Raw genomic sequence first — 26946 nt, forward strand, 5'->3', positions numbered from 1 at the left:
TATGGAAATGATTGCGAATGTAGGGAAAATCCTAGGCGTCCTGGTGTCACTGGCCGGACTGTTCAAATTCGTGAAGGAGTGGATACTCACCCCCGAGGAAGATCAGAAGAAGGTCCTGTCAAAGCTCAAAAGCTGGCTAAACAACGGCTTCTTTGTTCTGGTCACAGTGATGTGTTTCGCCACGTCCCTTGTGAGCATGTGGCAGGTATATGAATTTGGTGTCAGCGAAGATCCGCTCACGCGAAAGGCCGTACTCTCCCTTATCGCAAGTCTATGGAACGCCTTGGTGTATCTAAGCTTCGGCGTTGGTATTCCCGTCGCCATAAAAGTAGGCCGCTTGCGTGAAGCACGAAGAGCCGCCGAAGCAAAGGCATAAAAAAACCGGCCCATTGGGCCGGTTCTCATTTGTAAGCGCTTGCTGCGCTCGCACCTTTCGAAGATGACTACTTTTTACAGGTCGATTCCGGTGGCAGCAAGCCTGTTTTAGCGCCACCGGCGAATATGTAGGCAACGCTGCACCAACGCCCCGGCAATATCGACGAATACACCACACCGGCTAATCGCTTCTCCTGTGAAATCGTGCTGTCCCATAGCCCTAAAACGTGGTGGGACAGCTGAGAGCCGCGTAAATCAGGGGCTTGCCCCACTGTCCCACTTATATCTTTACTTTCTCGTGTAAAGAAAGAAATTAAATACACGCCTGCGCGTAACGCGCGCGTACCTGCCCGCCCGCTACGCTCACATGCGTGAGAGCACGAACAGGTGGGACAGTGGGACAGCCCAACAACGACAAGGCCCGCGCTTGTCCCACACTGCGCGAACGCAATGGGACAAGGCGGGCCAACATGACAACAGCGGTGGATAAATGCGCGATCAAGCCGCCTTCCCCATCAACATGGCACCAACGAACACATGCGCCTGATGCAAACGTTGGTAATACGTGTCGCGGCTGCACCCGCAGTGCGTGTATTTCTGCCGCAAGAAACTGTCGTGATTGCAGTAATGTTCCCGGACCACCAGCGCCAATTCAGGCGGCAGATGTTTATTGACGATCAGCTCAATGTCAGCTGACTCATCCAGCAGCACCCGGCTGCCCCGAGTGCCTCGAATCAATTCGCCTTTGCACTCTATCAGCATTGCAATCAAGTTCCCACCGCTGCCTGAGGCTTCCCAGTGGTGCGGTGAATGCAAGTCATCGGCCCACAGCTTCAACATCTCATCGACATGCTTGATCAAAAGCAGGGCTCCTTGCTCGGCTCGACCGTCAGCGGGCACGCGCCGCCCCACCCATCCGGCTTTCGGTAGCCCCAAGGCCGCACCTTGCTCTTTGCCAACGCAGGAAGCCGTACCCGTCGCCATCCCAACCGGTGCATGATCGCCCCGACGCGCATCTGCTCGGGTTTGCCCCAATGCCCGAAATCGAGCTTCAACGCGTGTGCCAACACATCGCACCCGGTTGCGGTTTCTCCAATCTGCGACTCCTCTAGCCACCCGAGGATCGGACCTTCCCATTCATCCACTACGAAGCGTTCGTCCTGCTCTTCAGAGAACAGCGCCGCATCTTCCGGGTTCACCCACCAGAGCTCGCCGGCCAGGTAACAGAACACCGCCTCAGCCCACAGTTGGTCGCGAATCTCCCGAAGTTTCTCCAGCTCCACTTTGGTACATGCCACCGGCCAGTAACGGCGGTTGCCGGTCGCGTCCTTCAGGTACTCCCCCTGATTAGTCGTGCCCACGAAAACACACTGGCGTGGCACGTCGTTCGTTCTGCGGCCGTAACTCTCGCGGTAGGTATCCGTCGATGCCGAAAAGAACTGCTTGGCCTTCGTGCTCTCCGCCTTATTGAAGCTGTCCAGCTCCCCCAATTCAACAATCCATTTACCTCGAATAGCCTGAAACCCGTCCTTGTCGCCGAGCGAAAAAGGCGTGTCCATGAACCAGTCGCCGCCGAGGATTCTCATCGCCGTTGATTTACCGGCTCCCTGCGCGCCCTCCAGGATCAGCACCGAGTCAGACTTGCAGCCCGGCTTCATCACCCGGGCCACTGCGGAAATCATCCAGCGCTTACCCACCTTCGTGACGTAATCGCTCGGTGCGACGCCCATGATGTCCGTCAGCCAACTGTCGAGACGCGGCGTGCGATCCCATTCCAACCCTTGCAGGTACTCGCGAACCGGATGAAATGCATGGTCGTGCGCCACAACGCTGACGGCCTCGATCACGCTCGACGGCTTTACGCGCAGGTTGTACTGCTGTGCGAGCCATCTCATGACCCGCGTGTCATCAATGTCGCCCCAGTCGCCAGTGTCGCCGCCATACGGAGGAGTACGCAGCTTCACGATCTTCGAACTGAACGCGCAATAGCCGATTACGCCCTTCCAGCGCTCGTCATTGCCCATGATCATCTCGACATTCGACATGTGCGCGATCAGCGAACCGTTTTCCGTCCGTGCCAACTGATCCCGCCAACCGCCCGCAGCCGGTGGTTTGATCACCGCGCTCACTTGCCGCCGAACAGCCTCAAGCCCTTCCGCGCAATGCAGGTCATTGAAGTCGGTCCACTTGTCCTCACGTGCGCCGGAGAAGATCGGCCCGACCACCTGCCCGCCAACGATCAACGCGGCGTTGGTGCCCTTCTCTTCGCCTGGGTTCCAACGCTCGCCATTGGGACGCTTCGTCTTCCAGTCGTCATCCCGACAGACAATCAAAGGCCGGCCAGGAAACCGGTCCCGCATCGTCTTCGCGACTTCCCGCAGATTGCCCGCATCGAACGCGATCGCCACCGTCGCCGAGGTCGCCATGTGCAGGCTAGCGCCTGTCGCGTAGCCCTCGCACACCAACACTGGCTCGCCCGGTTCGGGGTGCGGCCCGATCAGATGGAATGCGCCCTCTTTCGACATGCCATACGGCCAATAGGACTTGTCACGACCCGTGGCGGCTTGTTTCTCTGGAAAGATCACCTGCAAACCAACGATCTGATCCCTGACGTTGCACATAGGGACCAGCACTGCACCCGTGCGCGGCGCGTAACGAACGCCGAAACCCACGATACGCTTGCGGTCCAGATAATCGCTCTTGCCCTGTTCAGGCATTTGCTCGAACAGCCGTGACGCCCGATTCGCAGCCTTTCGAGCGGCATTCGTAGCCACCTCCGCTGCGCGGCGCTTCGCCTCTTCCTGCCGAGCGCGCATCACCTCGCGCTCTTCCTGGCTCATGCGCCCAGCCTTGACCTTGATCTTCTGCGACTCGCCAGAACGCCAATCGCCGAAGCTCCCGAAAATGAGCGTTTCGCCCTTCGCGGTCAGATACACGTGCACCACATACCAACCATTCTTTTCCTTGCCCTTGTCCTGCGCCGTTTTGCAGCGGGTTAGCTTCCCGTACGCCAGAGGCTGATCCGGCTCCAATCCGTAATCAGCAAACTGACCCAACACCTCATCAAGCATTTCCGACTCCCTGTCCTTCCAAACTCATCTGGCACTTCATGCAACGTAAACAGTTGGCGACTGCAAATCGGCGCTGCCACGGGATCAGCGCCTTGCAGCCCTGCTCAATGCAAAACAACGACGCCTCTTGAGCTGGAGCCTCGACGGCTCGCCGGGTCTCAAGGGCTTTATCCATGAATTTGAGATTCAGCTCGGTCACGAAATCGGCGTTATCCATGATGGCCACCCCGCTCCGTGCGATTGACGTAACTCGCACGGTTCAACAGCCCGAGCAGCCCTTGGATGCCGCGAAACACCTGCAGCCGGATCTCGGCCAATTCGGAATCGCTGATCTGCCCGTCGCCGATGCTCTTGGCCCACACATCTGCCAGGTCAGCGACCTGACGGAAGTAACTTGCCATCCCCATCGTAAGCGTCTGGGCCATATCGCCCGTGTACGCTCCAGCCAAGTCATGCCAGATCGTGTCCCCTACCAGCGCATGCACCGAATCAAGAATGCGGCGATCCTTGGTCAGCTCCAGGATCTCGCCGAACTCTTGAACGTTGACGGTATGACTCGGATGGGTGGGTGAAAGCTTGTGCTGCATGGTCGACGCGTTGCGCCCGGTGGTGGCGGCAATCGCAGCAGCTCCGCCCGGATAGTCCCGTGCGGCGTGGTACAGCGCCAACTCAAGCGGCAGAACTTCCCTGCGCGCCCGGTCGACAGAACTCGTGACAATACGGCTCATGGCATTAATCCCTAAATGTTGCCAGTGCCGCGCGGACGCAATGGTGGTAAATTTGCCCGCGTGGCTGTTAGGCCCAAACGCCGGATAGACCCCTACGGTCGATTCCGGCACCGTGCCGAGGCGAACAATCCGTTGTTCACCTCTGGCGCAAACGCTGTCCTATCTGTGGTGGAGACGGCAGCACCAAGGCATCCGTGCCTTGGAACCTCGGTATCGAATGACGGCATGTGGTGTGCCCGTCATTCGTGCCCGAGACCTGTTAGCATTGTGGTGATGCTGTCAGGAGGAACTGGGCGGCCTTGGCCGCCTTTTTTCCTCAGACTTCAGGAGAGACAACGACCTCATCTACGATGTTGAAGTGCTCAAGAACGTCTGTAAGTGAAAGAGCGCCGCAGCTCTCACGCGTCAGAGACCTGATCAAGGCGACGCTCGGATCCTTGCTAGCGTATTTGACGTGCAGCCTTAGATAGCTGCTAGCAATCCCGCAGCGGCGCGCGTACGCATCCAATGCATTACGATTCAGTCCATCAATGTAATCGCGAAATGTCATGCACATCCCTCCTTTTGGCGAATGTTAACCTATTAGGTTATTTTTTTAAACACCTAGATGGAGATTCACCCCGCAGGTTAAACTGGCCAAAATGCGCAGATGAATATCAAAGACACACGACTTCAAAATTTTCGGCGAGTGCTTGAGGAAAAAAACCTCAAACTCAAGGATATTTCCTACTTGCTTGATAAGGCTCCTTCTCAAATCAGTGCTTTCGCGGGAAAAAATCCTACAAAAGGGATCGGTGATCACATCGCCCGTGAAATTGAGCGAGCCTTGGAGCTGCACAATGGATATCTAGATCTCCCGTATGTGCTCGACGAATTCAATTCCCTCACCGTAATGAGTGCTGGAAGTAGAAGGCTGCCCGTGCTGAACGCGGCCCAAGCCGCTTCATGGTGTCAGGCTCAGGCAGCACAGGCTGTGGACGAACACAGAGTTTGGATGAGTGCTCCAGGCCCTGTCGGCCCACGTGCGTTCATCCTTATGATTGATGGGGTCAGCATGGAGCCGATGTTTGGCGTTGGAGACAGGGTTGTTATTGATCCCTCGGTCCCCGTCGTTTCCGGTTCATTCGCGGCAGTAAAACGAGAAGGTCATGACGGAGTGCTTTTGCGAAAATTCACTAGGGAAGGTGATGAAGAGTACCTGCACGCGATCAACCCAAACTGGCCCGACAGGATCCTAAAACGCTCCGGTGAGTGGGAGATTTTCGGGAGTGCGAAGTGGAAAATCACCGAACTTTAAGTCTTTAGGATTAGAATCTTGAGCGAACAAATAGGACATGTCAAAAACCCCCTGACAGTTATTTCAAGATTTGCAGCGATTGCTGAAATAAGCGGCACTGTCGTGCTACCATTTATCGCCCCCGAAAACCAGCAAACATTTATCTGGTTTCTAATGCTTTTCCCCGCCCTACTGGTGATCGCTTTTTTTCTAACACTTAACTTCAACCATAAAAAGCTTTACGCACCTTCCGATTATAAAGATGAAAAAAACTTCATGGATTATTTAGGCATTGCGACGCCTGATGAAACTGAAGAAAAGCTTAAGGGGGAGCTAAAGGAAGACTTGGAGCCAGACTCAGCTGCCGATCAACCAGGGCCGACCACATCAGGGAGCGGGGAGCCTGAAACGCAGGCCTCACCTCGGGTTTCCGCTGAAGAACAAGACACCACGCCACCTCTCGCCGAGCCCACAGGACCCGGGACACCGATTCCCACCCAAGCCTTTGATGTTCATGGCTTCAAAGATCAGATCAATCGAGAGACTTTAGAAGACCTTCGCCATATCGAACACAAATCGATAATGAAATTGAAGGTAATGACACAAATTCCGTTCAAAACAAACGTAAAATTTGACACTCCCGAACTATCATCCCCGTTGTTTTTTGATGCAGTGGGTGTGAGATCGAATGTTGTTCATTTAGCAGAAGTTAAATATTTTAAATCACTACCAGTACCGCCGCGACGGTTTTACGGAGTATTTGATGAAGCTCATGCGGCGATACAACTGGTAAGAAATACTGCCGACCAGGATGCGGTTCTACATCTCGTAATCATCGTGGATGCTCCGTTGAACGAACGCGAAGTTTATCGCATTAAGGACAATGTCAGTCTGGCCGCGAAACGCTGGGACATCAATTTCAGGCTCTACATTGCCTCGCGAGAAGATTTGCTAACAAAGCTCATGCCATTTGCAGGCTGAGAAAATCTAGCACTTGACTTGTTAACCTTTTAGGTTAACTATCGCCTCATTCTCCACCACAGAACGAGGCAACCACCATGCACACCACCGCCACTCTGCACGTCCACCCGGCCGCTGCAAACCCGTTCCAGATCTTCGAGACTCGCCGCTTGGCGCGCTCGACGGGCTGCGCGTTCGTACCGTCCAAACCTAAGCTCATGAGCCGCACATGCCCTGCTCCATCCACCCCAAACGGCGGAGGCAACGCGGCATGACTCACTTCAAATTTAACAACCGCACGCTCCAGCTATTAAGCGCACAGGCCACCCTGTCCGGGACGTTCCACCATGCACTGCGCACGCCAGTAACGCGCAGGAGCCTGCCGTTCTGCCTCCACGTAGATCGGTGCATGACGGAAACTCAATTCACCGTAGAGATGAACAGCGAACGCCACTCGCTGACCCTGCCAACCGCCGAGAACAGCCATCTCAAACTGGCAGCGTTTATCGAGGAGATCGCAAACGGTCCGCGGCTGTTTGAAAAGCCGACCGAGTCCATCCACCACTTAGCCCCCGCTGCTCCGCCAGCAGCCAACGCGGCTTAAGGAGTGCAGCATGGAACGCAGCCTCGAACAAACCGCGAAACACCTCGGCACCACCCGGCCCAAGCTCATCAAACTGATGCGCGCCAACGGCCTGCTAAACGACCGAAACCTGCCTGCACACCCACACCGCGACCGCGAATACCTGCGGGTGAAGGACGGGAGCTGGTACCACCAGGAGCTTGGCATGCAGTACAGCCAGTCCACGCGCGTTAAACCGGCTGGCATCTCATGGCTGGCCAAACAATTCGACCTACCTCTCCCTGCCATACCGGCTGACCGCCGTGACGTGGCCTAGGGAATACGCTCGCCAGATCATCGCCCTGAGAACCCGAGAAGAGCGCAACGCCGCCCTGCTTGAGGTACCAGAGCACCTGCGCGAGTTGACGAAAAAGCATTGCCTGTTGGCTTGGCAACACCCGAAACGCAAACAACGCACGGAAAGCACATGACACACGCCACACAATCCCCGTTACGACTGATGACCGCCCCGGATGCGGTCACTGTCGAGTTGCTCTACCGCACCTTCGGTGACCTGCTCATACCCCTCGATCAGCTGCGCGCGCGGTACTTTCGCAACCTCAACGAGCGGTCGTTTCAGTCGGAGATCGAAAGCGGCCGCATCCAGTTGCCAGTTACCACTCTGGACAGCAGCCGTAAGGCCCCGAAGTTCGTCTACATCCGCCACGTTGCCGCGCTTATCGAAGCGTCCGCCTACAAGGCTGACGAAGCCATGGCGCGAACTCAAGACACCCCAATGGAGGACCCAACAGACGGTCGCCACCACCGGCCTACACAGGAAGCACACCACCATGACTGACGTTCAAATCTATGCACTGATTGCGCTCGTACTTACGGCCGGCGCCCTCGTGTTCATCTGCTACCGCTGGGGCAAGCTGGACGGTTACCGCGCGGGCAATGTCGAGGGCAACAAAGACGCCCGACGTGACTGCCAGAAGACCATCGACGGCATGCAAACGTTGCTCGACAGCAGGGCCTCTGAACACCGCAAGCTGCGCCAGGTTGCCAACTGGGCGCTTGCACGGTCATCAATGGGGGAGAAAGAGCGCGCAACCCTGCTGGAGATCGCGGACCACCTGCAGCTGTCATCCGACACATTCGCAGCGCTGACCTCCCAAAGCCAGGCAAGACGATCGCTCGACCTTCGCGCTAAAGCACTTGACCTTGCCGATATTCTCCGCCCTTTAGAAACGGAGATGGCAGCATGACCGTCACAGCTCGCCGTCTCAGCAAATCGATCAGCATCGCGCCACAAGCTGCCCATACAACCAGCAACGCGCTGACTCGCCGAAAATCCAAGGGCAGCGCGCTCAAAATAAAAAGATTCTGCTGCGCAGCAGTAGGCATTAATGGCGAACTTCGTGCCGCCGCAAAATCGCTGATACCCCACCTCAAGCTGCGCCGGGCTGCGAAATACGAAACCACGCTGGGAGCGCGTATCCGCCCGTCCGCGCAGCCTGCTCAGGGGTATAACGCCCAATCCGAAGATGACCAGACCACACCCGCTAGCCGTGGATACACGCTGAGTTTCGGATGGAGATCGATCACGCCCCTGCATTGGGATGCCGCCCACTTGTGCAATGAGACCATTCTGGAAGACATGGCACAGGCCTGGCTGCTGCCAGACAACGTGCACCACCACATGTCCCTGCAGGACAGGAGGCGCAGTGCATGAGCTGGCTATTTTCGCAGGCGCTGGTGGCGGAATACTCGGCGGGCACCTCCTGGGCTGGCGCACCGTCTGCGCCGTTGAGCGTGATGCCTACGCCGCACAAGTTCTCGCGCAACGACAAAACGATAGAGCCCTTCCAGCTTTCCCGATTTGGTCTGACGTGCGCAGTTTTGACGGGAGACCATGGCGCGGCCTTGTTGACCTGGTATCGGGCGGGTTTCCCTGCCAGGACATCTCAGCCGCAGGAACCGGCACCGGCATCGACGGCAGCCGCTCAGGTCTCTGGCGCGAAATGGCACGAATCATCGGTGAAATACGACCCGCAAGCGTGCTGCTGGAAAACTCACCGCTGCTTGTGGGACGAGGTCTTGCCGTGGTCCTCGGTGACCTTGCCGAGCTGGGGTATGACGCGCACTGGCGTTGTCTATCAGCGGCAGACTTCGGCGCACCGCACAAACGAAACCGAATCTGGCTTGTGGCCGACACCCACCGTCCATGGCAACCACAACAAGCCAGGCAGCAGCAGCAAGAATGCCGGATGGGGCCTGAGCAACGCGGCCAAACAGTGGTCATCACCGACCAACCGCCCCGCCAGCCGCCGACGGCGCTCTTCTCCGGCCACACATGCTTGGCCGACGCCCGTAGCGAGCATGTCGAAAGGCTCCTCGCCCCGCTCCCTCACACGCAGATCCGGGGCCAGCCGCGCACGGGATCGACTGGACCACGCGATCATGGCTTCGGACCATGGCCACCTGAACCCGACGTGGGTCGAGTGGCTGATGGGGTGGCCCATCGGTTGGACAGACTTAAAGCCCTTGGCAATGGACAAGTTCCACGAGTGGCAGCGGCAGCATTCGATTGGTTGTACAGGGAAGGATGACAAGGAGGCAGCATGAGAGCAGCGCATCAAAACAGGGTGGACTGGGAAGTGCCCAGCGAGTTTCTGGCCGAAGAAGAGCTGGCGGTGGTTACGGGGTATCAGATGCCTTCCAGACAGATTCAATGGCTCAGCCGCAATGGCTGGCAATACGTGTTGACAGGGGCGAGACGCCCCATCGTCGGCCGCGTCTATGCGCGGCTGAAACTGTCAGGCGTCAAACCATCCGCATCAAATGTGGTGGCACAAACGTGGACACTTGATTTGTCACGGGTGGGATAAAGGGTGCGCAGCAAGAATAAGGAAAACCGGGATCTACCCCCGCGCATGTTGCGGCGAACCCGCAAGCTCAAGAACGGGAAGCTCTGGGTCGCGTACTACTATAACGGCAGAGATGAGGCCGGAAAACGCCGAGAGATTCCGCTCGGCAATGACATAAACGAAGCCAGAATCGAATGGGCAAGGCTCGAAAGGAAAATCCTGCCCAAGTCGATATGTCTGATGGAAGAGGTGTTCGACAGATACAGCGACTCAATCATTCCAGGCAAGGGACTGCGCACCCAGGCAGATAATCGGAAGGAAATGAAGCTCTTGCAGGCCGCCTTTGGAGACGCCCCCATCGACTCGATCACGACCGCCACCGTCGCTCAGTATAGAGACGCCCGGACGGCCAAGGTGCGAGCAAATCGTGAAATTGCCCTCCTGTCACACGTGTTCACTATTGCACGTGAATGGGGCCTGACCGACAGGGCGAACCCTTGTTTCGGTTTACGCCGGAATAAGGAGAAACCGCGCGACTATTACGCCAACGAAGTCGTATGGAATGCAGTCTATGCAGAAGCTGTGCAGGAGCTGAAAGACGCCATGGATCTGGCCTATCTCACGGGCCAGCGCCCTGCAGACACGTTGAAAGCGGCTACGACAGATATCGCCAAAGAATTTTTCTCAGTGAAACAAGGCAAAACCGACAAGCATCTCCGAATCAGGCTATTGATCGGCGAGCAGTTAACGGGACTTGGCAAGTTTGTAGAAGACTTACTGGACCGCCGCCGCGCGGCGGGTATCCGAGGATCCAGGCTTATCACCAACGCATCAGGATTACGGATGAGCATGGCGATGATGAACAATCGCTGGGTGGAAGCACGTGAGAAAGCAGCGAGCCAGGCAGTGATGAATGGAGATTCCGAACTGGCAGAATTGATCAGGAGGTTTCAGTTCAGAGATATCAGACCTAAGGCAGCGTCGGAGATCGAAGACATCAGTCACGCGAGCCGACTGTTGGGACATTCGAATGAGAAAACCACCAAGGATATCTATCGCCGAGTGGGTGAAGTTGTGAGTCCCACCAAATGAGCACTTGCAACCAGATCGACGTTAGTGACCGCTAACCTGAAAGCCTCAAGAAGCCCGCAGCTGCGGGCTTCTTAGTTTTTTCTATCTAAGCGAAAGCATCATGGTCATCGGAGAAAGGTCTGGGCACGGAATAAACCCAGCGTGCTTGGCATAGTAAGCCGCGAGCCTTTCGTTCAACGGATGCACGATGATTGCCACGGATCCGATGACTTCGGAGGCGATAATGCAACGCTCAATGGCGTCAGCCAGCAATCCAAGCGATAGACCCCGCCCGCTAGCCTTAGCGGTGACCCCCATGCGCCCCAGAACGGTTACAGGCAATGGGTCCGGTGCATTACGTCTGAGCTTCGCCGTCGCGCCGTACCGCCGATCTACCGCGCTGTTAGATAACGTGTAGTAGCCCGCGATAACATCCGTGTCTTTGAAGCAAACGACATAAACCATCGCATGCTTTGCCTGCTGAGCCTTCAAAGCCTTGTTGCGTATGTAATCGTCGATTGAATTTTCACCGGATTCAAATTCATCGGCTACGTGACGCACCTCCAGCTTTTCCGGAGGACTCAGCTCCAAGGTTTCGGCTTTGCAAGCAGTTTCCTGACGCATTCGTTATTCCCTAATGAATTGTCGTTGAGCGCTTGCTCAAATCGGTCAAAGGCTTCATCACTCAACAAGAACAGTCTGCGATCCAAAAGCACTTCTTCGGCGCGTTTGCACGCAGCCTCAAGGATGAAGCTGGTCCGGTCTGTTCCAAGTATCTCGACAGCGGCGTCAATCAAGCTGCGTTTTTTGGTATCGACCCGCATGTTGATCGGAACGGGTTTATCGCGTTCTAAGATTTGGTTCATGTCACGGTCCCTAAATGATGATTGCTGAGCCTTGCCCGCGAGGTGGGTCCATGGCCCGAGAATGTTGGTTCGATGTCACGAAAATAGTACCTCCAGTCCGTTTTTTTCGTCTTCGGTGGGCGTATCCAACCCACGAGAAAAGCCTATCACGCTGTATAGCTAACGTATAGTCGTATATCTGATGCACTTACACGACTCAGGTGGGCACGGTGGCGCCTACGCTCTCCTGAGCGAGGACTACCTCAAATGAGGACGGAGAAGAGACGGTGCTTGAAGGATAGATCCGCGAGGCAGCGAGCTTAGGTTGCGGAAACGATCTCGAAAGTTGCGGAAACTCTGGCGTTTCAGAAAGCACAAAAAAACCCGCAAGACGTTGATCTTACGGGTTTTATATGTGGAGGCCGAGGTCGGAATCGAACCGGCGTAAGCGGATTTGCAATCCGCGGCATAACCATTTTGCTACTCGGCCCCAAACGTCCAGCGCCCCCTACAACTGACCCTGAACGCGTACAAACTGGAGCGGGAAACGAGACTCGAACTCGCGACCCCGACCTTGGCAAGGTCGTGCTCTACCAACTGAGCTATTCCCGCTTGGTGTGGGCGCCATTCTATAGATTCAAATGACCCCGTCAACCCCTTGATTTAAAAATACTTATTTTTGCTCTGTGGTAGTGCGCAGATGCGGCCACGCCGCTCTGAGGTACTGCACCATCGACCATAGGGTCAGCCCCGCCGCGACCATCAGCAACACATAACCCAACACGACCCAGAAGGTGAAAGCGGGTGGATTGGCCAGGAGAATCACCAACGCCAGCATCTGCGCGGCAGTTTTCCACTTGCCCAGATTAGACACAGCGACCTGAGCACGGGCGCCCAACTCGGCCATCCATTCACGCAACGCTGAAATCACGATCTCGCGACCGATGATCACGGCGGCAGGCAGCGTCAGCCAGAAATTGGCATGGGCCTGGACCAGCAGCACCAGCGCCACGGCCACCATCAACTTGTCCGCGACAGGATCGAGAAACGCGCCAAATGGCGTGCTTTGCTCCAGGCGCCGGGCGAGGTAGCCGTCCAGCCAGTCGGTGGCGGCCGCCAACGCGAAAACCGAACTGGCAGCGGTATAGCTCCAGTGATAAGGCAGATAAAACAGCAGAATGAAGATCGGAATCAGCAGGACACGTAATACGGTGATCAGATTAGGGATATTCATCGGCACAACTGGCTACGAGGTGAGCGGGCATTCTACTCGCTGTGCAGGCTGGCATAAATCGACTCTGCGAGCTTTTTACTGATTCCGGGTGCCTTGGCGATTTCTTCGATGCTGGCGCGGGACAATTCCTGCAACCCACCGAAGTGCTTGAGCAAGTCGCGACGCCGCGTCGGGCCCACGCCTGCCACGCCTTCGAGGGTGGACGTGCGGCGGGTCTTGCCACGCCGGGCGCGGTGGCCAGTGATGGCGAAGCGGTGGGCTTCGTCCCGGATCTGTTGAATCAGGTGCAGCGCAGGCGAATCGCCCTTCAGCGTGAATTCATGAGCAACGTCGTTTAAATACAGGGTTTCGAAACCGGCCTTGCGGGTCGTTCCTTTTGCCACGCCGAGCAAAATGAGGTCCGGCACGGCGAGCTCATTGAGCACATCACGCGCCATGTTCAACTGGCCTTTACCACCGTCCACCAACAGGATGTCCGGAAGTTTCCCGGCACCGTCGTTGATTTTGCTGAAGCGCCGGGTCAGCGCCTGATGCATAGCCGCGTAGTCGTCGCCAGCCGTCACGCCTTCAATGTTGTAACGGCGGTAATCGGACTTGATCGGACCTTCCGGGCCGAACACCACACAGGACGCAACGGTCGCCTCACCGCTGGAATGGCTGATGTCGTAGCATTCGAGCCGCTGCGGTGGTTCATCCAGCTTGAGCACCTCGGCCAGCGCTTCGAAACGCGCCGCGACGTGCTGACGGTTGGCCAACCGCGCCGCCAATGCCTGTTCAGCGTTGGTCACGGCCAGTTGCTGCCAACGCGCCCGGGTGCCGCGCACCCGGTGGCTGATGGTGATTTCCTTGCCGCGAGAAGCATCGATGGCATCGATCAGCGCCGGGAAGTCGTCGTTGACCACGTTCACGATCACTTCGCTCGGCAACTCGCGTTCGCCGCCCCCAAGGAAATACTGGGCCAGGAATGCGGACATAACCTCCCCGACCTCCTCCTCGATCCCGACCTGAGGAAAGAAATTCTTGCTGCCCAACACGCGACCGGCACGGACGCTGATGAGATGAACACAGGCGCCGCCAGGGTTGACGAAAGCCGCGACCACGTCGACGTCGCCACTTCCGCCTTCCATGCTCTGCTGATCCTGAACCCGTCGCAGCAGGCCGATCTGATCACGCAATTCGGCGGCCTGCTCGAAATTCAGCGCCATTGCCGCCTTTTCCATGAGCATGTTCAACTCATCGGTCAACGCATTGCTGCGTCCTTCCAGAAACATCACCGAGTGACGTACGTCCTCGGCATACACCTCAGGTTCGACGAAATTCACGCACGGCGCTTTGCAGCGTTTGATCTGGTATTGCAGGCACGGACGGGTGCGGTTCTTGTAGAAGCTGTCCTCGCACTGACGCACGTGAAAGGTCTTTTGCAGAATGCTCAGGCTTTCACGGATCGCCCCTGCACTCGGGTAAGGCCCGAAATAACGGCCTTTGGCTTTTTTTGCCCCCCGATGGATGCTCAAACGTGGAAACTCGCCGTCTGACAGGTGCACGTAAGGGTAGGATTTGTCGTCGCGCAGCAAAATATTGTAGGGCGGCCGCGATTCCTTGATCAGCGTCTGCTCCAGCAACAGCGCCTCGGTCTCGTTGGCGGTGATGGTGGTTTCGACCGACGCGATGCGCGCGACGAGTGCGCCGGTCTTCGGCGCATGGCCGGTCTTGCGGAAATAACTGGCGAGGCGTTTTTTCAGGTTTTTGGCCTTGCCGACATAAAGAAGCCGCCCGTCGATATCGAACATGCGATAGACACCGGGACGGCCACTGCAGGTGGCAAGAAACGCGCTGGGATCGAACGGTTGGGTCATTTCAGGCGCTGGCATCGACCATGCCGTGACGAACGGCCAGCAAGGCCAGCTCGACGTCGCTGCCGATCGAAAGCTTCTCGAAAATGCGATACCGGTAGGTGTTGACGGTTTTCGGCGACAGACACAGCTTGTCCGAGATGGTTTGCACTTTCTGGCAACCGACGATCATCAGGGCAATCTGGATTTCGCGCTCGGACAACAGGTCGAACGGCGAATTGCTGGTCTGTGGCTGGAACGATTTGAGTGCCAGTTGCTGGGCGATCTGCGGGCTGATGTAGCGCTGCCCTGCGAAGACCAGCCGAATGGCCTGAACCATTTCAGTCAGGCCTGCACCTTTAGTCATGTAGCCCGCCGCGCCCGCTTGCAGCAGGCGTGTCGGAAACGGATCGTCTTCACAGACAGTGACCGCCACGACTTTGATGTCAGGGTGACTGCGCAGCATTTTGCGCGTGGCCTCAAGGCCGCCGATACCCGGCATCTTGACGTCCATGAGCACGACGTCGGGCTTGAGCTCTCGCGCCTTCTTCAAAGACTCTTCGCCGGAGTCGGCCTGGCCGACCACCTGCAGACCGTCGATGTCGGCAAGCATGCGTGTGATACCTGTCCGAACCAGATCATGGTCATCGACAACCAGCACCCTAATCAAGCAGACACCTCACAAAAAACAATTTATGGCGATTGCCCGCCACCTTAACAAAAAGAAAGCGCATGACCTAGGACGAAGCAACGTTCGAACGGCCCTGACAGAGAATCGATAACGAGACCGACACGCTATCATCATCGGCCGGGAAACTTGCAAAAAATCTTGAGGCGCACGCTCACACGTGCAACGAAAGGTCAATCTTCTTGCGGGGCGGATTTCTTTTCAACGGCGTAGGTCGCCTTGTATTCCGCCAACGCAGTCGTCAACCGGAGAATGGCATCCTGATCTTCCTTGACCAGTGATCTGTAGCTGCCCAACACCCACTCTTCAACCTCACTGAGGTTTTCGATCGGCACCGGGGTGGGCGAACCGGTCAACACATAGAGCACGTCTACACCTTTGGCAGCCACTGCCGCCAGGTAATCGGCTTTCGGCGTACGGTCACCGTTTTCGTACTTTCCTTGCGCATTGGGTTCGACACCACCAATTTCGCCGAACGCTCGTTGCGACAGCCCCAAGCGCTCGCGTTCTTCCCTAAGCCGGGCACCTATTCCACTCATTTGAATGCGTAACCTTGTTGACCCCATCCTTACGAATGGTAGAATCCAGATAAATTTGTACAGACTTGAACGGTTTTGAACTATGCCCGGAATACGCACCGCAGCACAAGCCAAGGCCTGGCTCGAAGAGCAAGGCAAATCTGTTCAAGAATTTGCCCGGGAAAATTGTGTGGACGCCGCCACGACCTATCAGATTCTTTCTGGCCGGAAAAAAGGCCGACGCGGAGAATCCCATAAGGTAGCGGTGCTGTTGGGGATGAAAATCGGGGTCATTCCGGACTCGGCTTCGTCCGCTGAACCCAAGATATGAGGTGCGCCGGGACCGGCTTCACGCCTCCAGCACATACTCCATCCAATACAGTGCAGGCTCCTCTCCCACGTGGCGATAACCGAGCCGAAGGTACAGGCCCGACGCCGGATTGTTCTTGAACACTTTCAGCCGAACCCTCGCACACCCCCGCGCCCTGGCCAGTTGCAACACCCACACCATGACCCATTGCCCCACGCCTTCGCCGCGATAGGCCTCGATCAGTTGAATGTCGCGGATATAAAGGTAATCACTCTCCAGGGTCAGACTGAGAAAGCCGATCGCCTTGCCCGCCTGCTCCACCACATAACTCTCTCGGTTGGGCCATTCCGTGTCGAAGGCTTCGGGCTGCCAGACCAGACCGTAGTGGCTGTAATAGTCACGCATGTTGACCCGCGTCAGCTCTCGTGCGAAGGCAAGCGTCTCATCGGTGGCGGGTGCTAGCCGACGCGGTTTCGCTGCCTGCATTACCGCACCGGGCGCTTCATTGGTAAGCATGGCTGTTCCTCCTGAGCGCCGTTTCTTCGATGATTGGTTCGCCGGGGCATTCTACGTGAAGCGTTCATCGCGCCCGTATACGCCAATCGTCAAAGGCTGCCCGAAATCGACACGATTGAAATTTCCAATTGAATAGACGCGCAACCCTGAAGTAAGCTCGGCGACATTCCACGGAGATACATCATGTTGCCATCCATTCATACATCGCTTCTGCGCACTGCCGACGTCTCGCGTCAGGTAGCGGGCATGGCCATGTGGGATGCAACGACGATCGCCTCCCCGGCTTCTTATTTTTATGGGTATTGGTTTAGCCACTGGCGCGCCTGATACCCAACCGGCGCCCACGAATCACGGGACGCCAACCAGAGATAACTCTACCCCCGGTCGGCCTCCCGACCGGGGGTTTTGTTTTTTAGCCCCTTTGGTTTTAGCCAGTTTTAACAACCGACCAACGCTTCGAATCGAGGAACACGACATGAACTACAGCACCTATTACCGCAACGACATCGACTTCGCCTGGCGATTTACCACCCTCCGTTCGGGACAGCCTGCCGCCTCCGATCGGTCACTGACAGGTGGCGCATCAACACTCACGGCCAGTACGGCCCTTTGTCGAACACCCCAGTAGGTCCGCGCGGGAAAATGCCCGCCGACCAGGAAGCCCGAACCATGAATTCGTCCGTCGCCGCAACACACCTGTCCGACCTGCCGTCCAGCCCTGTGACCCTGATCGACAGCCACCCTGCCCCACAACGGCTGCCCAGCACCCTGGCATTGAAAAACCAGTTGCCGCTGAGTTCGGCCCTCGCCGCCCAAGTGGCTGCTCATCGCCAATCGGTACGCGCCATCCTCAACGGCGAAGACACCCGCCTGCTGGTGGTCGTCGGCCCCTGCTCCATTCACGACCCGAAATCCGCGCTGGAATACGCTGAACGCCTGGCCAATCTCGCCACCGAGGTCAGCGACCAGATGCTGTTGGTGATGCGTGCATACGTGGAAAAGCCCCGCACCACCGTGGGCTGGAAAGGCATCGCCTACGACCCGCATCTGGACGGCAGCGACGACATGGCCGCGGGCCTGACGCTGTCCCGTCATTTGATGGGCGAGATGATCAGTCTGGGTCTGCCGATTGCCACCGAGCTGCTGCAACCGATGGCCGCCGGTTACTTCGATGACCTGCTGAGCTGGGTCGCCATCGGCGCCCGCACCACCGAATCGCAGATCCACCGGGAAATGGCCAGCGGCCTGCACATGCCGGTGGGCTTCAAGAATGGCACCGACGGTGGCATCGCCGTGGCCTGTGACGCGATTCGTTCGGCGGCCCATGCCCATCGTCACTTTGGCATCGACCGCCACGGTCATCCGGCGATCATCGAGACTCAGGGCAACCCGGACACCCACATCGTGCTGCGCGGCGGGCATGCCGGCCCCAATTACGATCAAGCCAGCGTGACCTCGGTTAACGCCAGTCTGGACAAATACCGCATGGCGGCCCGGATCATGGTCGATTGCAGCCACGCCAACAGTGGCAAAGACCCGCTGCGTCAGCCCCACGTCTTCAACGACGTCCTGCAACAGCGGCTGGCAGGTGACCAAACGCTGATTGGCATGATGCTGGAGAGCCATCTTTTCGAGGGTTGCCAGCCACTGAGTGATTCGATGCGTTACGGCGTATCGGTCACCGACGGCTGTCTGGGCTGGGACGGCACGGAACGGCTGCTGCGTGACGCCGTGAACAAACTCCGTTACAGATAAGTAAGACGTGTGGGAAAGCTGGCTCGCATTCCGCGGCTGGCTTCCCATAACTGCGTCATCATCGACAGCACGCCGTTGTCGATTTCCAGAGCGATGCCGTAGGAAATGCAGGCGATGCCCGTGAGCCCTTTCGCTCCATCACCCGCTACCAGCAGCAAGCCCTTTGAATCCAGACTTCCGTTGCCCCGCTCACGCTCACACCAGCGCTACGCCGGTCGTGAAGACCGCAAAAGGTGGCACTCACTGCGTCATATGACTCGCTAACCTCGCTCGCCTCACTACCAGCAAGGGACTGCCCGTCATGAATGACACACCTATCACGACCAAATACCCGATCCTGTTGATCCACGGGCTGTTCGGGTTTGATCGTATCGGCACGTTCGACATGTTTCACGGGATCGTTCCCGCACTGGAGAACGCTGGCTGCCGTGTTCACGTGCCGGTGCTGTCCGGCACCCACGACAATGAAACCCGGGGCGAACAGCTTCTCGAACAGATCGACCGTTTCATGAACCGCACCGGCTATTTGAAAGCCAATCTGATCGGCCACAGCCAAGGCGCGTTAACGGCCCGTTACGCCGCCGCTGTCCGTCCGGACCGTGTGGCCTCAGTCACTTCTGTCTGTGGCCCGAACCATGGCTCCGAAGTCGCGGACTGGGTCCGGCGGGCGTTGACACCCGGTGCATTGCCGGAACAACAGGCCGCGCGACTGGTAAGAGGGTTTAGCTATTTTCTCTCGTTGCTGGGCGGCACCACTGATTTGCCGCGAGACCCGGTCCGCGCACTGGATGCATTGACAACCAACGGGGTCGAACAATTTAACCGCCGGTACCCTCAGGGCCTGCCAGATGAATGGGGTGGCGAGGGGCCTGAACGCGTGGACGGGGTGCACTACTACTCCTGGAGCGGATACCTGCGAGGCACGCTGTTGGACGAAGGGCAAAACGCATTCGACCCACTACACTTGGCACTGCGCAGCTATGCCCTGCTGTTTGAGCGCGAAGCCGAATACAACGACGGCCTCGTCGGTCGCTACAGTTCCCATTTGGGTAAAGTCATTCGTTCCGACTACCCACTCGATCATATGGACGCCATCAACCAGACGGCGGGATGGGTGCGCGGCGATATCGACCCCGTACAGCTTTACGTCGATCATGCAGGCTTGTTGTTTCGCAAAGGCTTGTAGTTTTCGTGACGGCTCACCCGCTCAGCCTGCGAGCCGGAACTTTCTCGGGAAAAGCGTCCCTTAATCCGGTAGGCTCGTTCCTTTTTTTGACAGGAGTACTTTCAAATGGCTAAAGCCACTGCCCGCCACATCCTTGTTTCCAGCGAAGCGAAATGCAACGAACTCAAGGCAGAAATCGAAAATGGCGCTGACTTTGCCGAAGTCGCAAAAGCCAATTCCAGCTGCCCTTCCAGCCGTCAGGGCGGCGACCTGGGTTCGTTCGGTCCCGGCCAGATGGTCAAGGAATTCGACACCGTGGTCTTCAGCGCGCCGGTCAATGTCGTTCAGGGTCCAGTGAAAACCCAGTTTGGCTATCACCTGCTGGAAGTGACCAGCCGTCAGGACTGATTCTGAAGGTTGTCTCTTCAAACGGCTCGCCTTCTAAAGCGGGCCGTTTGCGTTTTAAGCCCTCAAAAAAAGATTCTTGCCTATTCCGGCAAAGAAATTGCTTCGTTTTGTCTGGTTCACGGTGGTGCACAGGCTTGAGCCCCGGCCGCCCGCGCCGCACTGTAGAGATGTCATCAACCACAGGAATAGTGCGGTTACAAAGATCACAGCGTTGCGGTACCTTGCCACCGGAGGTAACGAATAAAACCCACAGGACAGACAGCACCTTCCCGTCCATGACCTTCAACCCTGACATTGCCCGCCAATGTCAGTCAGGATTCGTGTAATGCGTTTTGTTTTTTCATCGCTGATCGTTGCAACACTGGTCCTTGTCTCAGGTCTTCAATCCCTGTCCGCTGCACCTCAACACGCCCTGACCGTCTACGGTGAAGCTCCCCGCTACCCCGCTGATTTCAAACACTTCGACTACGTGAACCCGGATGCCCCAAAAGGCGGCAGCATGCGCCGGTCCGCACAGGAAATCGGTCAATACGATCACATCATGCCGTACCTCGACAAAGGCACCGGAGTGTCGCAAGTCAACGGCCTGCTCTACTCCCCGTTGGCGGTGAAATCCCTGGACGAGCCTTACACGGTTTACGGCCTGATCGCGGAAAAAATGGAACGTGCACCGGACGGCATGTCGCTGCGTTTTTTCCTCAATCCCAAAGCACGTTTCTCCGACGGCACGACCATCACCGCTGAAGACGTGCGCTTTACCTATAACCTGCTGATGACTCAGGGCAGCCTGTCCTACCGCGCCGAGTTCGGCGACGTAAAAGGCGTCGAGGTGGAATCGCCCACCCAGATCCGCTTTGACTTCAAGAGCAATGAAAGCCGGACCTTGCCGCTGGACCTTGCCTCGTTGCCGGTGTTCCCCGAGCATTACTGGAAAGACAAAGACTTCACCAACGGCGGCGGTTTCGATGTTCCCGTCGGCAGCGGACCGTATCGCATCGGCAAGGTCGATCCAGGCCGCAGCATCACCTTCGAGCGTGATCCGAACTGGTGGGCGAAGGACCTGCCGGTGAATCGCGGGGTTTATAACTTCGATCACTTCAGCGTCGAGTATTTCGGCGACATTGACGTCGCCCGCCAAGTGCTACGCGGCGGCGGCTACGACTACAACCGCGAATATTCGGCCACTGGCTATTCCATCCTGTATGACAGCCCGGCACTGACTGAGGGTCGTCTGCAACGCGCGCACCTGGCCAGAGGCGCCGTTCAAAGTTCGCAAGGCTTCGTGTTCAACCTTGACCGGCCGAAATTCCAGGATCGCCGTGTGCGCCAGGCGCTGGCGATGCTGTGGGACTTCGAATGGACCAACAAGCAGATGATGCGCAACGTCTACGTGCGCCAGAACAGCTACTTCTCCAACAGCGATCTGGCGGCCACCCAGCTTCCCACCGAGTCTGAACTGAAAATTCTCGAACCGTTGCGTGGCCAGGTTCCTCCAGAAGTCTTTACCACGGTGTTCCAGACGCCCAAGACCGACGGCACCGGTTTCATCCGGGACAAACAGTTGCAGGCGTTGGCGTTGCTGGAAGAAGCCGGCTGGATGCCGAAAGGCGACAAGCTGGTCAATGCCGAAGGCGAGCCGCTGAGTTTCACCTTCCTCAACGGCCAGAGCGGGTTCGAGAAGATTCTTCTGCCTTATAAGCGCAATCTGGCGCAGATTGGCGTCGATTTCGAAATCCGTCGCATCGATTCCGCGCAATACCTGAACCGGGTCATGGCGCGGGACTACGACATGATCGTGACCGGCTACGGCGTCTCGACCTCCCCCGGCATGGAGCTGTACAACAATTTCGGTTCCAGTGTGGCGCGCGATTCCGGCTCCAGCAATTACATGGTGTTGCGTGACCCGGCGGTCGACACTTTGATCAACGGCCTCGCCAAAGCTGACACCAAACCGGCGATGGTCGATTACGCCCATGCGCTGGATCGGGTGCTGCAATGGGGCTTTTACTGGATTCCCAACTATTATCCGCCGGGCTCCTCAACCGTCTGGTGGAACCGCTTCGGCATCCCCAAAGTGCAGGCCAGCAACAGTGAAGCCATCGAGACTTGGTGGGAAATCAGCCCGCAGGCGCTGACCACCGAACAGTTCGCCCAGCAACGGGGCGCCTCGGCCATTCCTGCGGAGGTGAAGTAATGCTTGGCTACCTGACGCGACGCCTGCTGCTGATCATCCCGACACTGCTGTGCATTTTGCTGGTGAATTTCTTCATCGTGCAGGCTGCGCCCGGTGGTCCGGTGGAACAGGCCATCGCCAAGCTGCAAGGCGTGGCGGGCGGCACCATCGGCGCGGGCCACACCGAAACCATGAACGTCGGCCAATCCCGCGCCAGCCGGGGCCTGGACCCCAAGCTGATCAAGGAGATCGAGCACCAATACGGCTTCGACAAGCCCCTGCATGAGCGTCTGTGGCTGATGCTGTCGAATTACGCACGGCTGGACTTCGGCAACAGCTTCTTTCGCGGCGCCAAAGTCACCGACCTGATCCTGCAAAAGATGCCGGTGTCGATCTCTCTCGGCCTCTGGGCGACGCTGATTACCTACCTGGTGTCGATCCCGCTGGGCATTCGCAAGGCGGTGAAACACGGCAGCCATTTCGACATCTGGAGCAGCACCGCGATCATCATCGGCTACGCGATGCCCGCGTTCCTGTTCGCCATGTTGCTGGTGGTGTTGTTCGCGGGAGGCACGTACCTGAACTGGTTCCCGATCCGGGGGCTGGTGTCGGAAAACTTCGATCAGATGACCACCCTGGGCAAGGTCGCCGATTATTTCTGGCATTTGGTGCTGCCCGTCGCGTCGTTGGTGATCGGCGGTTTCGCGACGCTGACCATTCTCACCAAGAACTCGTTTCTCAACGAAGTCACCCGCCAATACGTGGTCACGGCTCGGGCCAAAGGCCTGAGTGAGCGCCGCGTGCTGTACGGACATGTGTTCCGCAACGCCATGCTGCTCGTGGTCGCGGGCATTCCACAGGCGTTCATCAGCGTGTTCTTTGCGGGTTCACTGATGATCGAGGTGATTTTCTCCCTGGATGGTCTCGGCCGCATGAGTTACGAGGCGGCTGTGTCGCGGGATTACCCGGTGGTGTTTGGTTCGCTCTTCATCTTTACCCTGTTCGGGCTGCTGATCAAACTGGTCGGGGACATCTGCTACACCCTCGTGGACCCCCGAATCGACTTCAGCGCGAGGAATGCCTGATGCGCAGACTGTCTCCGGTGGCTCGCCGACGTTTCGAGCGTTTTCGCAACAACCGCCGTGGCTGGTGGTCGCTGTGGCTGTTTTGCGGCCTGTTCGTCATCAGCCTCTGTGGCGAATTGGTCGCCAACGACAAACCGTTGGTGCTCAGTTATCAACACAGCTTGTACTTCCCTGCTTTCAAACGGTACACCGAGCAGGCGTTCGGCGGTCAACTGCCCTTCCAGCCGGACTACCGCAGCGATTACGTGCGCCAGCTCATCAGCAAGGGCGACGGTTGGATGTTGTTTCCGCCCATTCCGTTCAGCGACGACACGCCGAACTATGACCTGAACAAGCCTGCCCCCAGCCCGCCCTCGGCGATCAACTGGCTGGGCACCGACGATCAGGCGCGGGACGTGCTGGCGCGGGTGATTTTCGGGGCACGGGTGTCGATTCTGTTCGCCCTGGCGCTGACCGTCATCAGCGCGTTGATCGGTATCGCCGCTGGCGCGCTGCAAGGCTATTACGGCGGCTGGGTGGATTTGATCGGTCAGCGCTTGCTGGAAGTCTGGTCGGGCCTGCCGGTGCTGTACCTGCTGATCATCCTGTCGGGATTCGTCGAGCCGAATTTCTGGTGGCTGCTGGGCATTATGGCGCTGTTTTCATGGCTCGCACTGGTGGATGTGGTGCGCGCCGAGTTTCTGCGCGGGCGCAATCTGGAATACGTCAAGGCGGCCCGCGCATTGGGGCTGGACGACCGCAAGGTGATCCTGCGCCACATTCTGCCTAACGCCATGAACGCGACCCTGAGTTACCTGCCGTTCATCCTCACCGGGGCGATTTCGACGCTCACCGCCCTCGACTTCCTCGGCTTCGGCATGCCCGCAGGCAGCGCCTCGTTGGGTGAACTGATCGGTCAGGGCAAACAGAACCTGCAAGCTCCTTGGCTCGGCTTCACAGCCTTTTTCACGCTGGCACTCATTCTCTCGTTGCTGGTGTTCATTGGCGAGGCGTTGCGCGACGCCTTCGACCCGAGGTCCTGACGTGGCTGAAAATCTCATTGAAATCCGCGACCTGTCGGTGTCGTTCAGCGGCAATACCGTGGTCAAGCACCTGAGCCTCGACATCCCTGCCGGAGAATGCCTCGCGCTGGTCGGCGAGTCCGGTTCGGGCAAATCGGTGACGGCGCATTCGATCCTGCAACTGTTGCCCCAGGCGGGTACGGTCAGCACCGGCAGCATCCGTTATCGCGGGCAAGAATTGCTGGGTGCCGATGGCAAGACGATGCGGCAGATTCGCGGCAACCAGATCGCGATGATTTTCCAGGAGCCGATGACTTCGCTGAACCCGTTGCACACGGTTTCCAAGCAGATCGGTGAAACGCTGCTGGTGCACAAAAGCATGACGGGCAAGGCGGCGCAGGCACGCATTCTTGAATTGCTGGAACTGGTGGGCATTCAGCACCCGAAGAAGCGCCTGAAGGCCTACCCCCACGAATTGTCCGGCGGCCAGCGGCAGCGGGTGATGATCGCCATGGCGCTGGCCTGCGAGCCGGAACTGCTGATTGCCGACGAGCCCACCACCGCCCTCGACGTCACGGTTCAGCGCAAGATTCTGTTGCTGCTGAAAGAGCTGCAACAGCGCCTGAACATGTCGTTGCTGCTGATCAGTCACGATTTGAACCTCGTGCACAGTATTGCCCAAAAGGTCTGCGTGATGCGGGCCGGGGAAATCGTCGAGCAGTCCAACTGCCACACCCTGTTCAAGCACCCGCAGCACCCGTACAGCCAGCTGTTGCTCGACGCTGAGCCTGCGGGCGAGCCGCTGCCTCGGGACACCCGCGAGAAGGTCCTTGAGGTCGAAAACCTGCGGGTCTGGTTCTCGCTGGGCGGCGGCATCTTCAACCGCCACCACGAATACCTGAAGGCGGTCGATGACATCAGCCTGAGCATCGAGCGTGGCAAGACGCTGGGGATCGTCGGCGAATCGGGGTCGGGAAAATCGACACTTGGTCAGGCAATCCTGCGCTTGCTGGAATCCCGTGGCAGTATCCGCTTCAAGGGTCACGCGCTTGACTGCCTGAACCAGAAGCAGATGCGTCCATGGCGCAAGCAGATGCAGGTGGTGTTTCAGGACCCTTACGGCAGCCTCAGCCCGCGCATGTCGGTGGCACAGATCATCAGCGAGGGGCTGGAAGTGCACAGCGAACTGGACAAGGTCCGCTGCGATGCCGAAGTGATTCGCGCCCTGGAGGAAGTCGGCATCGATCCGCTGAGCCGGCATCGCTATCCCCATGAGTTTTCCGGCGGGCAACGGCAACGTATTGCCATCGCCCGTGCCCTTGTGCTCAAACCTGCCTTGATTTTGCTCGATGAACCGACGTCTGCACTGGACCGTACCGTGCAGAAACAGGTGGTGGCATTGTTGCGCCAGCTGCAGGAGAAACACGGGCTGACGTACCTGTTCATCAGTCACGATCTGGCGGTGGTCAAGGCCCTCGCCCACGACCTGATCGTGGTCAAGGACGGCAAAGTGGTCGAGCGCGGCGCGAGTCATGATGTCTTCGATGCTCCGCAACACCCCTATACCCGGGAGCTGCTGGCGGCGGCGCACCCTGGTTACAACTGAGGGGTTACAACTGATTGGCAACAGCAGTCTGAGCGGCCAGATGCCCGGGACGGAAACGACGGAACAGTGCATGAAAGACAGTGACAGCCTCAAGGATTACCGACGCGTTCGGCGCTTAGCGATCCGTTCGTTGTTCGAAATCATCGAGCAGTCCAGCGAAGGTACTGTGATCGTGGACAAGGACGCACGGATCGTCTGGATCAACGAGCGTTATGCGCGTCGTTTCGGTCTCGAAGACGCCAGCCGCGCGGTGGGTCAGCCCTGCGAAAAGGTGATTCCGGGTAGCCTGCTGCGTCAGGTGGCGAGCAACGGCCAGCCGATCTTGCTGGACATGATGGACACCGCCAAGGACCCGCTGGTGGTGATGCGTCTGCCGATCCACGACGACGTGGGCGGCGTGATCGGCGCCATCGGTTTTGCGCTGTTCGACGAGCTGCATGCCCTCTCCCCCTTGCTCAAGCGCTACCTGAGCATGCAGCAGGAGCTGGCGTCGACCCGCTCGCTGTTGCGGGCGCGGCAGGCCAAATATACTTTCACGCAGTTCATTGGCACCAGCGCCGCGAGCCTGGAGGTCAAACGCCGTGCGCGTCGCAGCGCCAGCACTGACTCTCCCGTTCTGCTGATGGGCGAAACGGGCACCGGCAAAGAGCTGCTCGCTCACGCGATTCACAACACCTCGCCCCGGGCGCACAAACCCTTCGTCAGTATCAACAGCGCGGCCATTCCCGAAACGTTGCTGGAAGCCGAATTCTTCGGCACGGCGCCGGGGGCATTCACGGGCGCAGACCGGCGCGGGCGTCAAGGCAAGCTGCGTCTGGCCGAGGGCGGCACGCTGTTTCTCGATGAGATCGGCGACATGCCGCTGCCCCTGCAAAGCAAATTGCTGCGGGTGTTGCA

The 26946-nt window shown here is 57.9% G+C and carries 34 protein-coding genes and 2 tRNA genes; 21 read left to right on the forward strand and 15 right to left on the reverse strand.

All coding sequences use genetic code 11. The features are described from left to right. Window position 1 precedes the first annotated feature (1 nt). Window positions 2-376 carry a hypothetical protein gene (locus tag GVN17_RS08150; protein WP_166594708.1) on the forward strand — a complete coding sequence of 125 codons (375 nt, stop codon included), beginning with the start codon at window positions 2-4 and terminating at the stop codon, window positions 374-376. A gap of 497 nt (window positions 377-873) precedes the next feature. Here GVN17_RS08150 and GVN17_RS08155 read toward each other — a convergent pair whose 3' ends face one another. The 5 genes from GVN17_RS08155 to GVN17_RS08175 form a co-directional block, all read right to left on the reverse strand. Next, window positions 874-1236: a hypothetical protein gene (locus GVN17_RS08155; RefSeq protein ID WP_166594709.1), complete on the reverse strand. Its 363-nt coding sequence runs from the start codon at window positions 1234-1236 to the stop codon at window positions 874-876. Beyond that, a complete protein-coding gene (locus GVN17_RS08160) occupies window positions 1233-3446 on the reverse strand; it encodes a VapE domain-containing protein (RefSeq protein WP_166594710.1) in 2214 nt (737 codons plus the stop codon). Before GVN17_RS08160 ends, GVN17_RS08155 begins: the two co-directional genes overlap by 4 nt. After that, entirely contained in the window at window positions 3439-3663 is a 225-nt protein-coding gene (locus tag GVN17_RS08165) for a hypothetical protein (RefSeq protein WP_166594711.1), read from the reverse strand. The genes GVN17_RS08160 and GVN17_RS08165 overlap by 8 nt, the downstream gene beginning before the upstream one ends. Then, window positions 3656-4174, reverse strand: coding sequence for a phage regulatory CII family protein (locus tag GVN17_RS08170; protein WP_166594712.1), 519 nt, complete (start codon window positions 4172-4174; stop codon window positions 3656-3658). The genes GVN17_RS08165 and GVN17_RS08170 overlap by 8 nt, the downstream gene beginning before the upstream one ends. 316 nt (window positions 4175-4490) lie before the next feature. Next, complete coding sequence (locus GVN17_RS08175) at window positions 4491-4724, reverse strand: hypothetical protein (RefSeq protein ID WP_166594713.1); 234 nt, start codon at window positions 4722-4724, stop codon at window positions 4491-4493. Between the two features lie 99 nt (window positions 4725-4823). Between GVN17_RS08175 and GVN17_RS08180 the strand changes: the two genes are divergently transcribed. From GVN17_RS08180 to GVN17_RS08225, 10 genes are all read left to right on the forward strand, one after another. Beyond that, a complete protein-coding gene (locus GVN17_RS08180) occupies window positions 4824-5471 on the forward strand; it encodes a S24 family peptidase (protein WP_166594714.1) in 648 nt (215 codons plus the stop codon). Between the two features lie 18 nt (window positions 5472-5489). Further along, window positions 5490-6431: a hypothetical protein gene (locus tag GVN17_RS08185; protein ID WP_166594715.1), complete on the forward strand. Its 942-nt coding sequence runs from the start codon at window positions 5490-5492 to the stop codon at window positions 6429-6431. 250 nt (window positions 6432-6681) lie between these two features. Next, window positions 6682-7014 (forward strand): hypothetical protein, encoded by a 333-nt coding sequence (locus tag GVN17_RS08190; protein ID WP_166594716.1) that lies wholly within the window; start codon window positions 6682-6684, stop codon window positions 7012-7014. A 10-nt stretch (window positions 7015-7024) separates the two neighbouring features. Further along, window positions 7025-7309, forward strand: coding sequence for a phage antirepressor KilAC domain-containing protein (locus GVN17_RS08195; protein ID WP_166594717.1), 285 nt, complete (start codon window positions 7025-7027; stop codon window positions 7307-7309). 150 nt (window positions 7310-7459) lie between these two features. Next, entirely contained in the window at window positions 7460-7831 is a 372-nt protein-coding gene (locus GVN17_RS08200) for a pyocin activator PrtN family protein (protein ID WP_166594718.1), read from the forward strand. Then, a complete protein-coding gene (locus GVN17_RS08205; protein WP_166594719.1) occupies window positions 7824-8240 on the forward strand; it encodes a hypothetical protein in 417 nt (138 codons plus the stop codon). Before GVN17_RS08200 ends, GVN17_RS08205 begins: the two co-directional genes overlap by 8 nt. After that, entirely contained in the window at window positions 8237-8707 is a 471-nt protein-coding gene (locus tag GVN17_RS08210) for a hypothetical protein (protein ID WP_166594720.1), read from the forward strand. The genes GVN17_RS08205 and GVN17_RS08210 overlap by 4 nt, the downstream gene beginning before the upstream one ends. Next, on the forward strand, window positions 8613-9584 hold the full coding sequence (locus GVN17_RS08215; protein WP_218576118.1) for a DNA cytosine methyltransferase: 972 nt from the start codon (window positions 8613-8615) through the stop codon (window positions 9582-9584). Before GVN17_RS08210 ends, GVN17_RS08215 begins: the two co-directional genes overlap by 95 nt. A gap of 12 nt (window positions 9585-9596) precedes the next feature. Beyond that, window positions 9597-9863, forward strand: a complete 267-nt coding sequence (locus tag GVN17_RS08220; RefSeq protein ID WP_166594722.1) for a DUF4224 domain-containing protein — start codon at window positions 9597-9599, stop codon at window positions 9861-9863. A 3-nt stretch (window positions 9864-9866) separates the two neighbouring features. Continuing rightward, window positions 9867-10934, forward strand: coding sequence for a tyrosine-type recombinase/integrase (locus GVN17_RS08225; protein WP_166594723.1), 1068 nt, complete (start codon window positions 9867-9869; stop codon window positions 10932-10934). 81 nt (window positions 10935-11015) lie between these two features. Here the strand turns inward: GVN17_RS08225 and GVN17_RS08230 are convergent, their stop codons facing one another. The 8 genes from GVN17_RS08230 to GVN17_RS08265 all read right to left on the reverse strand — a co-directional run bounded on the left by GVN17_RS08230 (window position 11016) and on the right by GVN17_RS08265 (window position 16051). After that, window positions 11016-11537: a hypothetical protein gene (locus GVN17_RS08230; RefSeq protein WP_256665132.1), complete on the reverse strand. Its 522-nt coding sequence runs from the start codon at window positions 11535-11537 to the stop codon at window positions 11016-11018. Then, window positions 11495-11779 carry a DUF1778 domain-containing protein gene (locus tag GVN17_RS08235; RefSeq protein ID WP_166594724.1) on the reverse strand — a complete coding sequence of 95 codons (285 nt, stop codon included), beginning with the start codon at window positions 11777-11779 and terminating at the stop codon, window positions 11495-11497. Before GVN17_RS08235 ends, GVN17_RS08230 begins: the two co-directional genes overlap by 43 nt. 395 nt (window positions 11780-12174) lie before the next feature. Next, window positions 12175-12248, reverse strand: a tRNA-Cys gene (locus GVN17_RS08240). A 46-nt stretch (window positions 12249-12294) separates the two neighbouring features. After that, a tRNA-Gly gene (locus GVN17_RS08245) sits at window positions 12295-12370 on the reverse strand. Between the two features lie 61 nt (window positions 12371-12431). After that, entirely contained in the window at window positions 12432-12992 is a 561-nt protein-coding gene (gene pgsA, locus GVN17_RS08250) for a CDP-diacylglycerol--glycerol-3-phosphate 3-phosphatidyltransferase (RefSeq protein WP_166594725.1), read from the reverse strand. A gap of 32 nt (window positions 12993-13024) precedes the next feature. Beyond that, window positions 13025-14848: an excinuclease ABC subunit UvrC gene (gene uvrC / locus GVN17_RS08255; RefSeq protein ID WP_166594778.1), complete on the reverse strand. Its 1824-nt coding sequence runs from the start codon at window positions 14846-14848 to the stop codon at window positions 13025-13027. 1 nt (window position 14849) lies between these two features. Then, window positions 14850-15494 carry a UvrY/SirA/GacA family response regulator transcription factor gene (gene uvrY / locus GVN17_RS08260; protein WP_166594726.1) on the reverse strand — a complete coding sequence of 215 codons (645 nt, stop codon included), beginning with the start codon at window positions 15492-15494 and terminating at the stop codon, window positions 14850-14852. 191 nt (window positions 15495-15685) lie between these two features. Continuing rightward, the gene (locus GVN17_RS08265) at window positions 15686-16051 is read right to left on the reverse strand and encodes a helix-turn-helix domain-containing protein (protein ID WP_166594727.1); all 366 of its coding nucleotides are present in this window, start codon (window positions 16049-16051) and stop codon (window positions 15686-15688) included. A gap of 82 nt (window positions 16052-16133) precedes the next feature. On the opposite strand from GVN17_RS08265, the gene GVN17_RS08270 reads away from it, so the two are divergent. Then, entirely contained in the window at window positions 16134-16361 is a 228-nt protein-coding gene (locus tag GVN17_RS08270; RefSeq protein WP_166594728.1) for a DNA-binding protein, read from the forward strand. A gap of 18 nt (window positions 16362-16379) precedes the next feature. Here GVN17_RS08270 and GVN17_RS08275 read toward each other — a convergent pair whose 3' ends face one another. After that, window positions 16380-16856 carry a GNAT family N-acetyltransferase gene (locus tag GVN17_RS08275; protein ID WP_166594729.1) on the reverse strand — a complete coding sequence of 159 codons (477 nt, stop codon included), beginning with the start codon at window positions 16854-16856 and terminating at the stop codon, window positions 16380-16382. Window positions 16857-17039: 183 nt separating this feature from the next. Here GVN17_RS08275 and GVN17_RS08280 point away from each other — a divergent pair, with 183 nt between their 5' ends. Both GVN17_RS08280 and GVN17_RS08285 read left to right on the forward strand, forming a co-directional pair. Further along, on the forward strand, window positions 17040-17183 hold the full coding sequence (locus GVN17_RS08280) for a hypothetical protein (protein ID WP_166594730.1): 144 nt from the start codon (window positions 17040-17042) through the stop codon (window positions 17181-17183). 342 nt (window positions 17184-17525) lie between these two features. Next, window positions 17526-18611 (forward strand): 3-deoxy-7-phosphoheptulonate synthase, encoded by a 1086-nt coding sequence (locus GVN17_RS08285; protein WP_166594731.1) that lies wholly within the window; start codon window positions 17526-17528, stop codon window positions 18609-18611. Here the strand turns inward: GVN17_RS08285 and GVN17_RS08290 are convergent. Beyond that, window positions 18602-18769 carry a hypothetical protein gene (locus GVN17_RS08290; RefSeq protein ID WP_166594732.1) on the reverse strand — a complete coding sequence of 56 codons (168 nt, stop codon included), beginning with the start codon at window positions 18767-18769 and terminating at the stop codon, window positions 18602-18604. The two genes, GVN17_RS08285 and GVN17_RS08290, sit on opposite strands and share 10 nt — an antisense overlap. 143 nt (window positions 18770-18912) lie before the next feature. Here GVN17_RS08290 and GVN17_RS08295 point away from each other — a divergent pair, with 143 nt between their 5' ends. The 7 genes from GVN17_RS08295 to GVN17_RS08325 form a co-directional block, all read left to right on the forward strand. Beyond that, the gene (locus GVN17_RS08295) at window positions 18913-19797 is read left to right on the forward strand and encodes a triacylglycerol lipase (protein WP_166594733.1); all 885 of its coding nucleotides are present in this window, start codon (window positions 18913-18915) and stop codon (window positions 19795-19797) included. A 105-nt stretch (window positions 19798-19902) separates the two neighbouring features. After that, window positions 19903-20184, forward strand: coding sequence for a peptidylprolyl isomerase (locus GVN17_RS08300; RefSeq protein WP_166594734.1), 282 nt, complete (start codon window positions 19903-19905; stop codon window positions 20182-20184). A gap of 325 nt (window positions 20185-20509) precedes the next feature. Further along, window positions 20510-22378, forward strand: a complete 1869-nt coding sequence (locus GVN17_RS08305) for an extracellular solute-binding protein (RefSeq protein WP_166594735.1) — start codon at window positions 20510-20512, stop codon at window positions 22376-22378. Continuing rightward, window positions 22378-23442, forward strand: a complete 1065-nt coding sequence (locus GVN17_RS08310) for a microcin C ABC transporter permease YejB (RefSeq protein WP_166594736.1) — start codon at window positions 22378-22380, stop codon at window positions 23440-23442. The genes GVN17_RS08305 and GVN17_RS08310 overlap by 1 nt, the downstream gene beginning before the upstream one ends. Then, window positions 23442-24464 (forward strand): ABC transporter permease, encoded by a 1023-nt coding sequence (locus GVN17_RS08315; RefSeq protein WP_166594737.1) that lies wholly within the window; start codon window positions 23442-23444, stop codon window positions 24462-24464. The genes GVN17_RS08310 and GVN17_RS08315 overlap by 1 nt, the downstream gene beginning before the upstream one ends. 1 nt (window position 24465) lies before the next feature. Further along, complete coding sequence (locus GVN17_RS08320) at window positions 24466-26049, forward strand: ABC transporter ATP-binding protein (RefSeq protein ID WP_166594738.1); 1584 nt, start codon at window positions 24466-24468, stop codon at window positions 26047-26049. A gap of 70 nt (window positions 26050-26119) precedes the next feature. Next, a partial coding sequence (locus GVN17_RS08325) for a sigma 54-interacting transcriptional regulator (RefSeq protein ID WP_166594739.1) occupies window positions 26120-26946 on the forward strand: 827 nt, incomplete at its 3' end.

The organism is Pseudomonas sp. SLFW, assembly GCF_009905615.1.
Taxonomy (GTDB): domain Bacteria; phylum Pseudomonadota; class Gammaproteobacteria; order Pseudomonadales; family Pseudomonadaceae; genus Aquipseudomonas; species Aquipseudomonas bambusae.

What these genes read in the sequence shown, in the direction of transcription:
- GVN17_RS08315 (WP_166594737.1), top strand. Translation starts at nt 23,442, where the DNA reads ATGCGCAGACTGTCTCCGGTGGCTCGCCGACGTTTCGAGCGTTTTCGC.
- GVN17_RS08300 (WP_166594734.1), top strand. Translation starts at nt 19,903, where the DNA reads ATGGCTAAAGCCACTGCCCGCCACATCCTTGTTTCCAGCGAAGCGAAA.
- GVN17_RS08150 (WP_166594708.1), top strand. Translation starts at nt 2, where the DNA reads ATGGAAATGATTGCGAATGTAGGGAAAATCCTAGGCGTCCTGGTGTCA.
- GVN17_RS08165 (WP_166594711.1), bottom strand. Translation starts at nt 3,663, where the DNA reads ATGGATAACGCCGATTTCGTGACCGAGCTGAATCTCAAATTCATGGAT.
- GVN17_RS08160 (WP_166594710.1), bottom strand. Translation starts at nt 3,446, where the DNA reads ATGCTTGATGAGGTGTTGGGTCAGTTTGCTGATTACGGATTGGAGCCG.
- GVN17_RS08205 (WP_166594719.1), top strand. Translation starts at nt 7,824, where the DNA reads ATGACTGACGTTCAAATCTATGCACTGATTGCGCTCGTACTTACGGCC.
- GVN17_RS08270 (WP_166594728.1), top strand. Translation starts at nt 16,134, where the DNA reads ATGCCCGGAATACGCACCGCAGCACAAGCCAAGGCCTGGCTCGAAGAG.
- GVN17_RS08310 (WP_166594736.1), top strand. Translation starts at nt 22,378, where the DNA reads ATGCTTGGCTACCTGACGCGACGCCTGCTGCTGATCATCCCGACACTG.
- GVN17_RS08280 (WP_166594730.1), top strand. Translation starts at nt 17,040, where the DNA reads ATGTTGCCATCCATTCATACATCGCTTCTGCGCACTGCCGACGTCTCG.
- GVN17_RS08285 (WP_166594731.1), top strand. Translation starts at nt 17,526, where the DNA reads ATGAATTCGTCCGTCGCCGCAACACACCTGTCCGACCTGCCGTCCAGC.
- GVN17_RS08215 (WP_218576118.1), top strand. Translation starts at nt 8,613, where the DNA reads ATGAGACCATTCTGGAAGACATGGCACAGGCCTGGCTGCTGCCAGACA.
- GVN17_RS08235 (WP_166594724.1), bottom strand. Translation starts at nt 11,779, where the DNA reads ATGAACCAAATCTTAGAACGCGATAAACCCGTTCCGATCAACATGCGG.
- GVN17_RS08175 (WP_166594713.1), bottom strand. Translation starts at nt 4,724, where the DNA reads ATGACATTTCGCGATTACATTGATGGACTGAATCGTAATGCATTGGAT.
- pgsA (WP_166594725.1), bottom strand. Translation starts at nt 12,992, where the DNA reads ATGAATATCCCTAATCTGATCACCGTATTACGTGTCCTGCTGATTCCG.
- GVN17_RS08200 (WP_166594718.1), top strand. Translation starts at nt 7,460, where the DNA reads ATGACACACGCCACACAATCCCCGTTACGACTGATGACCGCCCCGGAT.
- GVN17_RS08230 (WP_256665132.1), bottom strand. Translation starts at nt 11,537, where the DNA reads ATGCGTCAGGAAACTGCTTGCAAAGCCGAAACCTTGGAGCTGAGTCCT.
- GVN17_RS08170 (WP_166594712.1), bottom strand. Translation starts at nt 4,174, where the DNA reads ATGAGCCGTATTGTCACGAGTTCTGTCGACCGGGCGCGCAGGGAAGTT.
- GVN17_RS08210 (WP_166594720.1), top strand. Translation starts at nt 8,237, where the DNA reads ATGACCGTCACAGCTCGCCGTCTCAGCAAATCGATCAGCATCGCGCCA.
- GVN17_RS08305 (WP_166594735.1), top strand. Translation starts at nt 20,510, where the DNA reads ATGCGTTTTGTTTTTTCATCGCTGATCGTTGCAACACTGGTCCTTGTC.
- uvrC (WP_166594778.1), bottom strand. Translation starts at nt 14,848, where the DNA reads ATGACCCAACCGTTCGATCCCAGCGCGTTTCTTGCCACCTGCAGTGGC.
- GVN17_RS08275 (WP_166594729.1), bottom strand. Translation starts at nt 16,856, where the DNA reads ATGCTTACCAATGAAGCGCCCGGTGCGGTAATGCAGGCAGCGAAACCG.
- GVN17_RS08295 (WP_166594733.1), top strand. Translation starts at nt 18,913, where the DNA reads ATGAATGACACACCTATCACGACCAAATACCCGATCCTGTTGATCCAC.
- GVN17_RS08220 (WP_166594722.1), top strand. Translation starts at nt 9,597, where the DNA reads ATGAGAGCAGCGCATCAAAACAGGGTGGACTGGGAAGTGCCCAGCGAG.
- GVN17_RS08190 (WP_166594716.1), top strand. Translation starts at nt 6,682, where the DNA reads ATGACTCACTTCAAATTTAACAACCGCACGCTCCAGCTATTAAGCGCA.
- GVN17_RS08180 (WP_166594714.1), top strand. Translation starts at nt 4,824, where the DNA reads ATGAATATCAAAGACACACGACTTCAAAATTTTCGGCGAGTGCTTGAG.
- GVN17_RS08195 (WP_166594717.1), top strand. Translation starts at nt 7,025, where the DNA reads ATGGAACGCAGCCTCGAACAAACCGCGAAACACCTCGGCACCACCCGG.
- GVN17_RS08265 (WP_166594727.1), bottom strand. Translation starts at nt 16,051, where the DNA reads ATGAGTGGAATAGGTGCCCGGCTTAGGGAAGAACGCGAGCGCTTGGGG.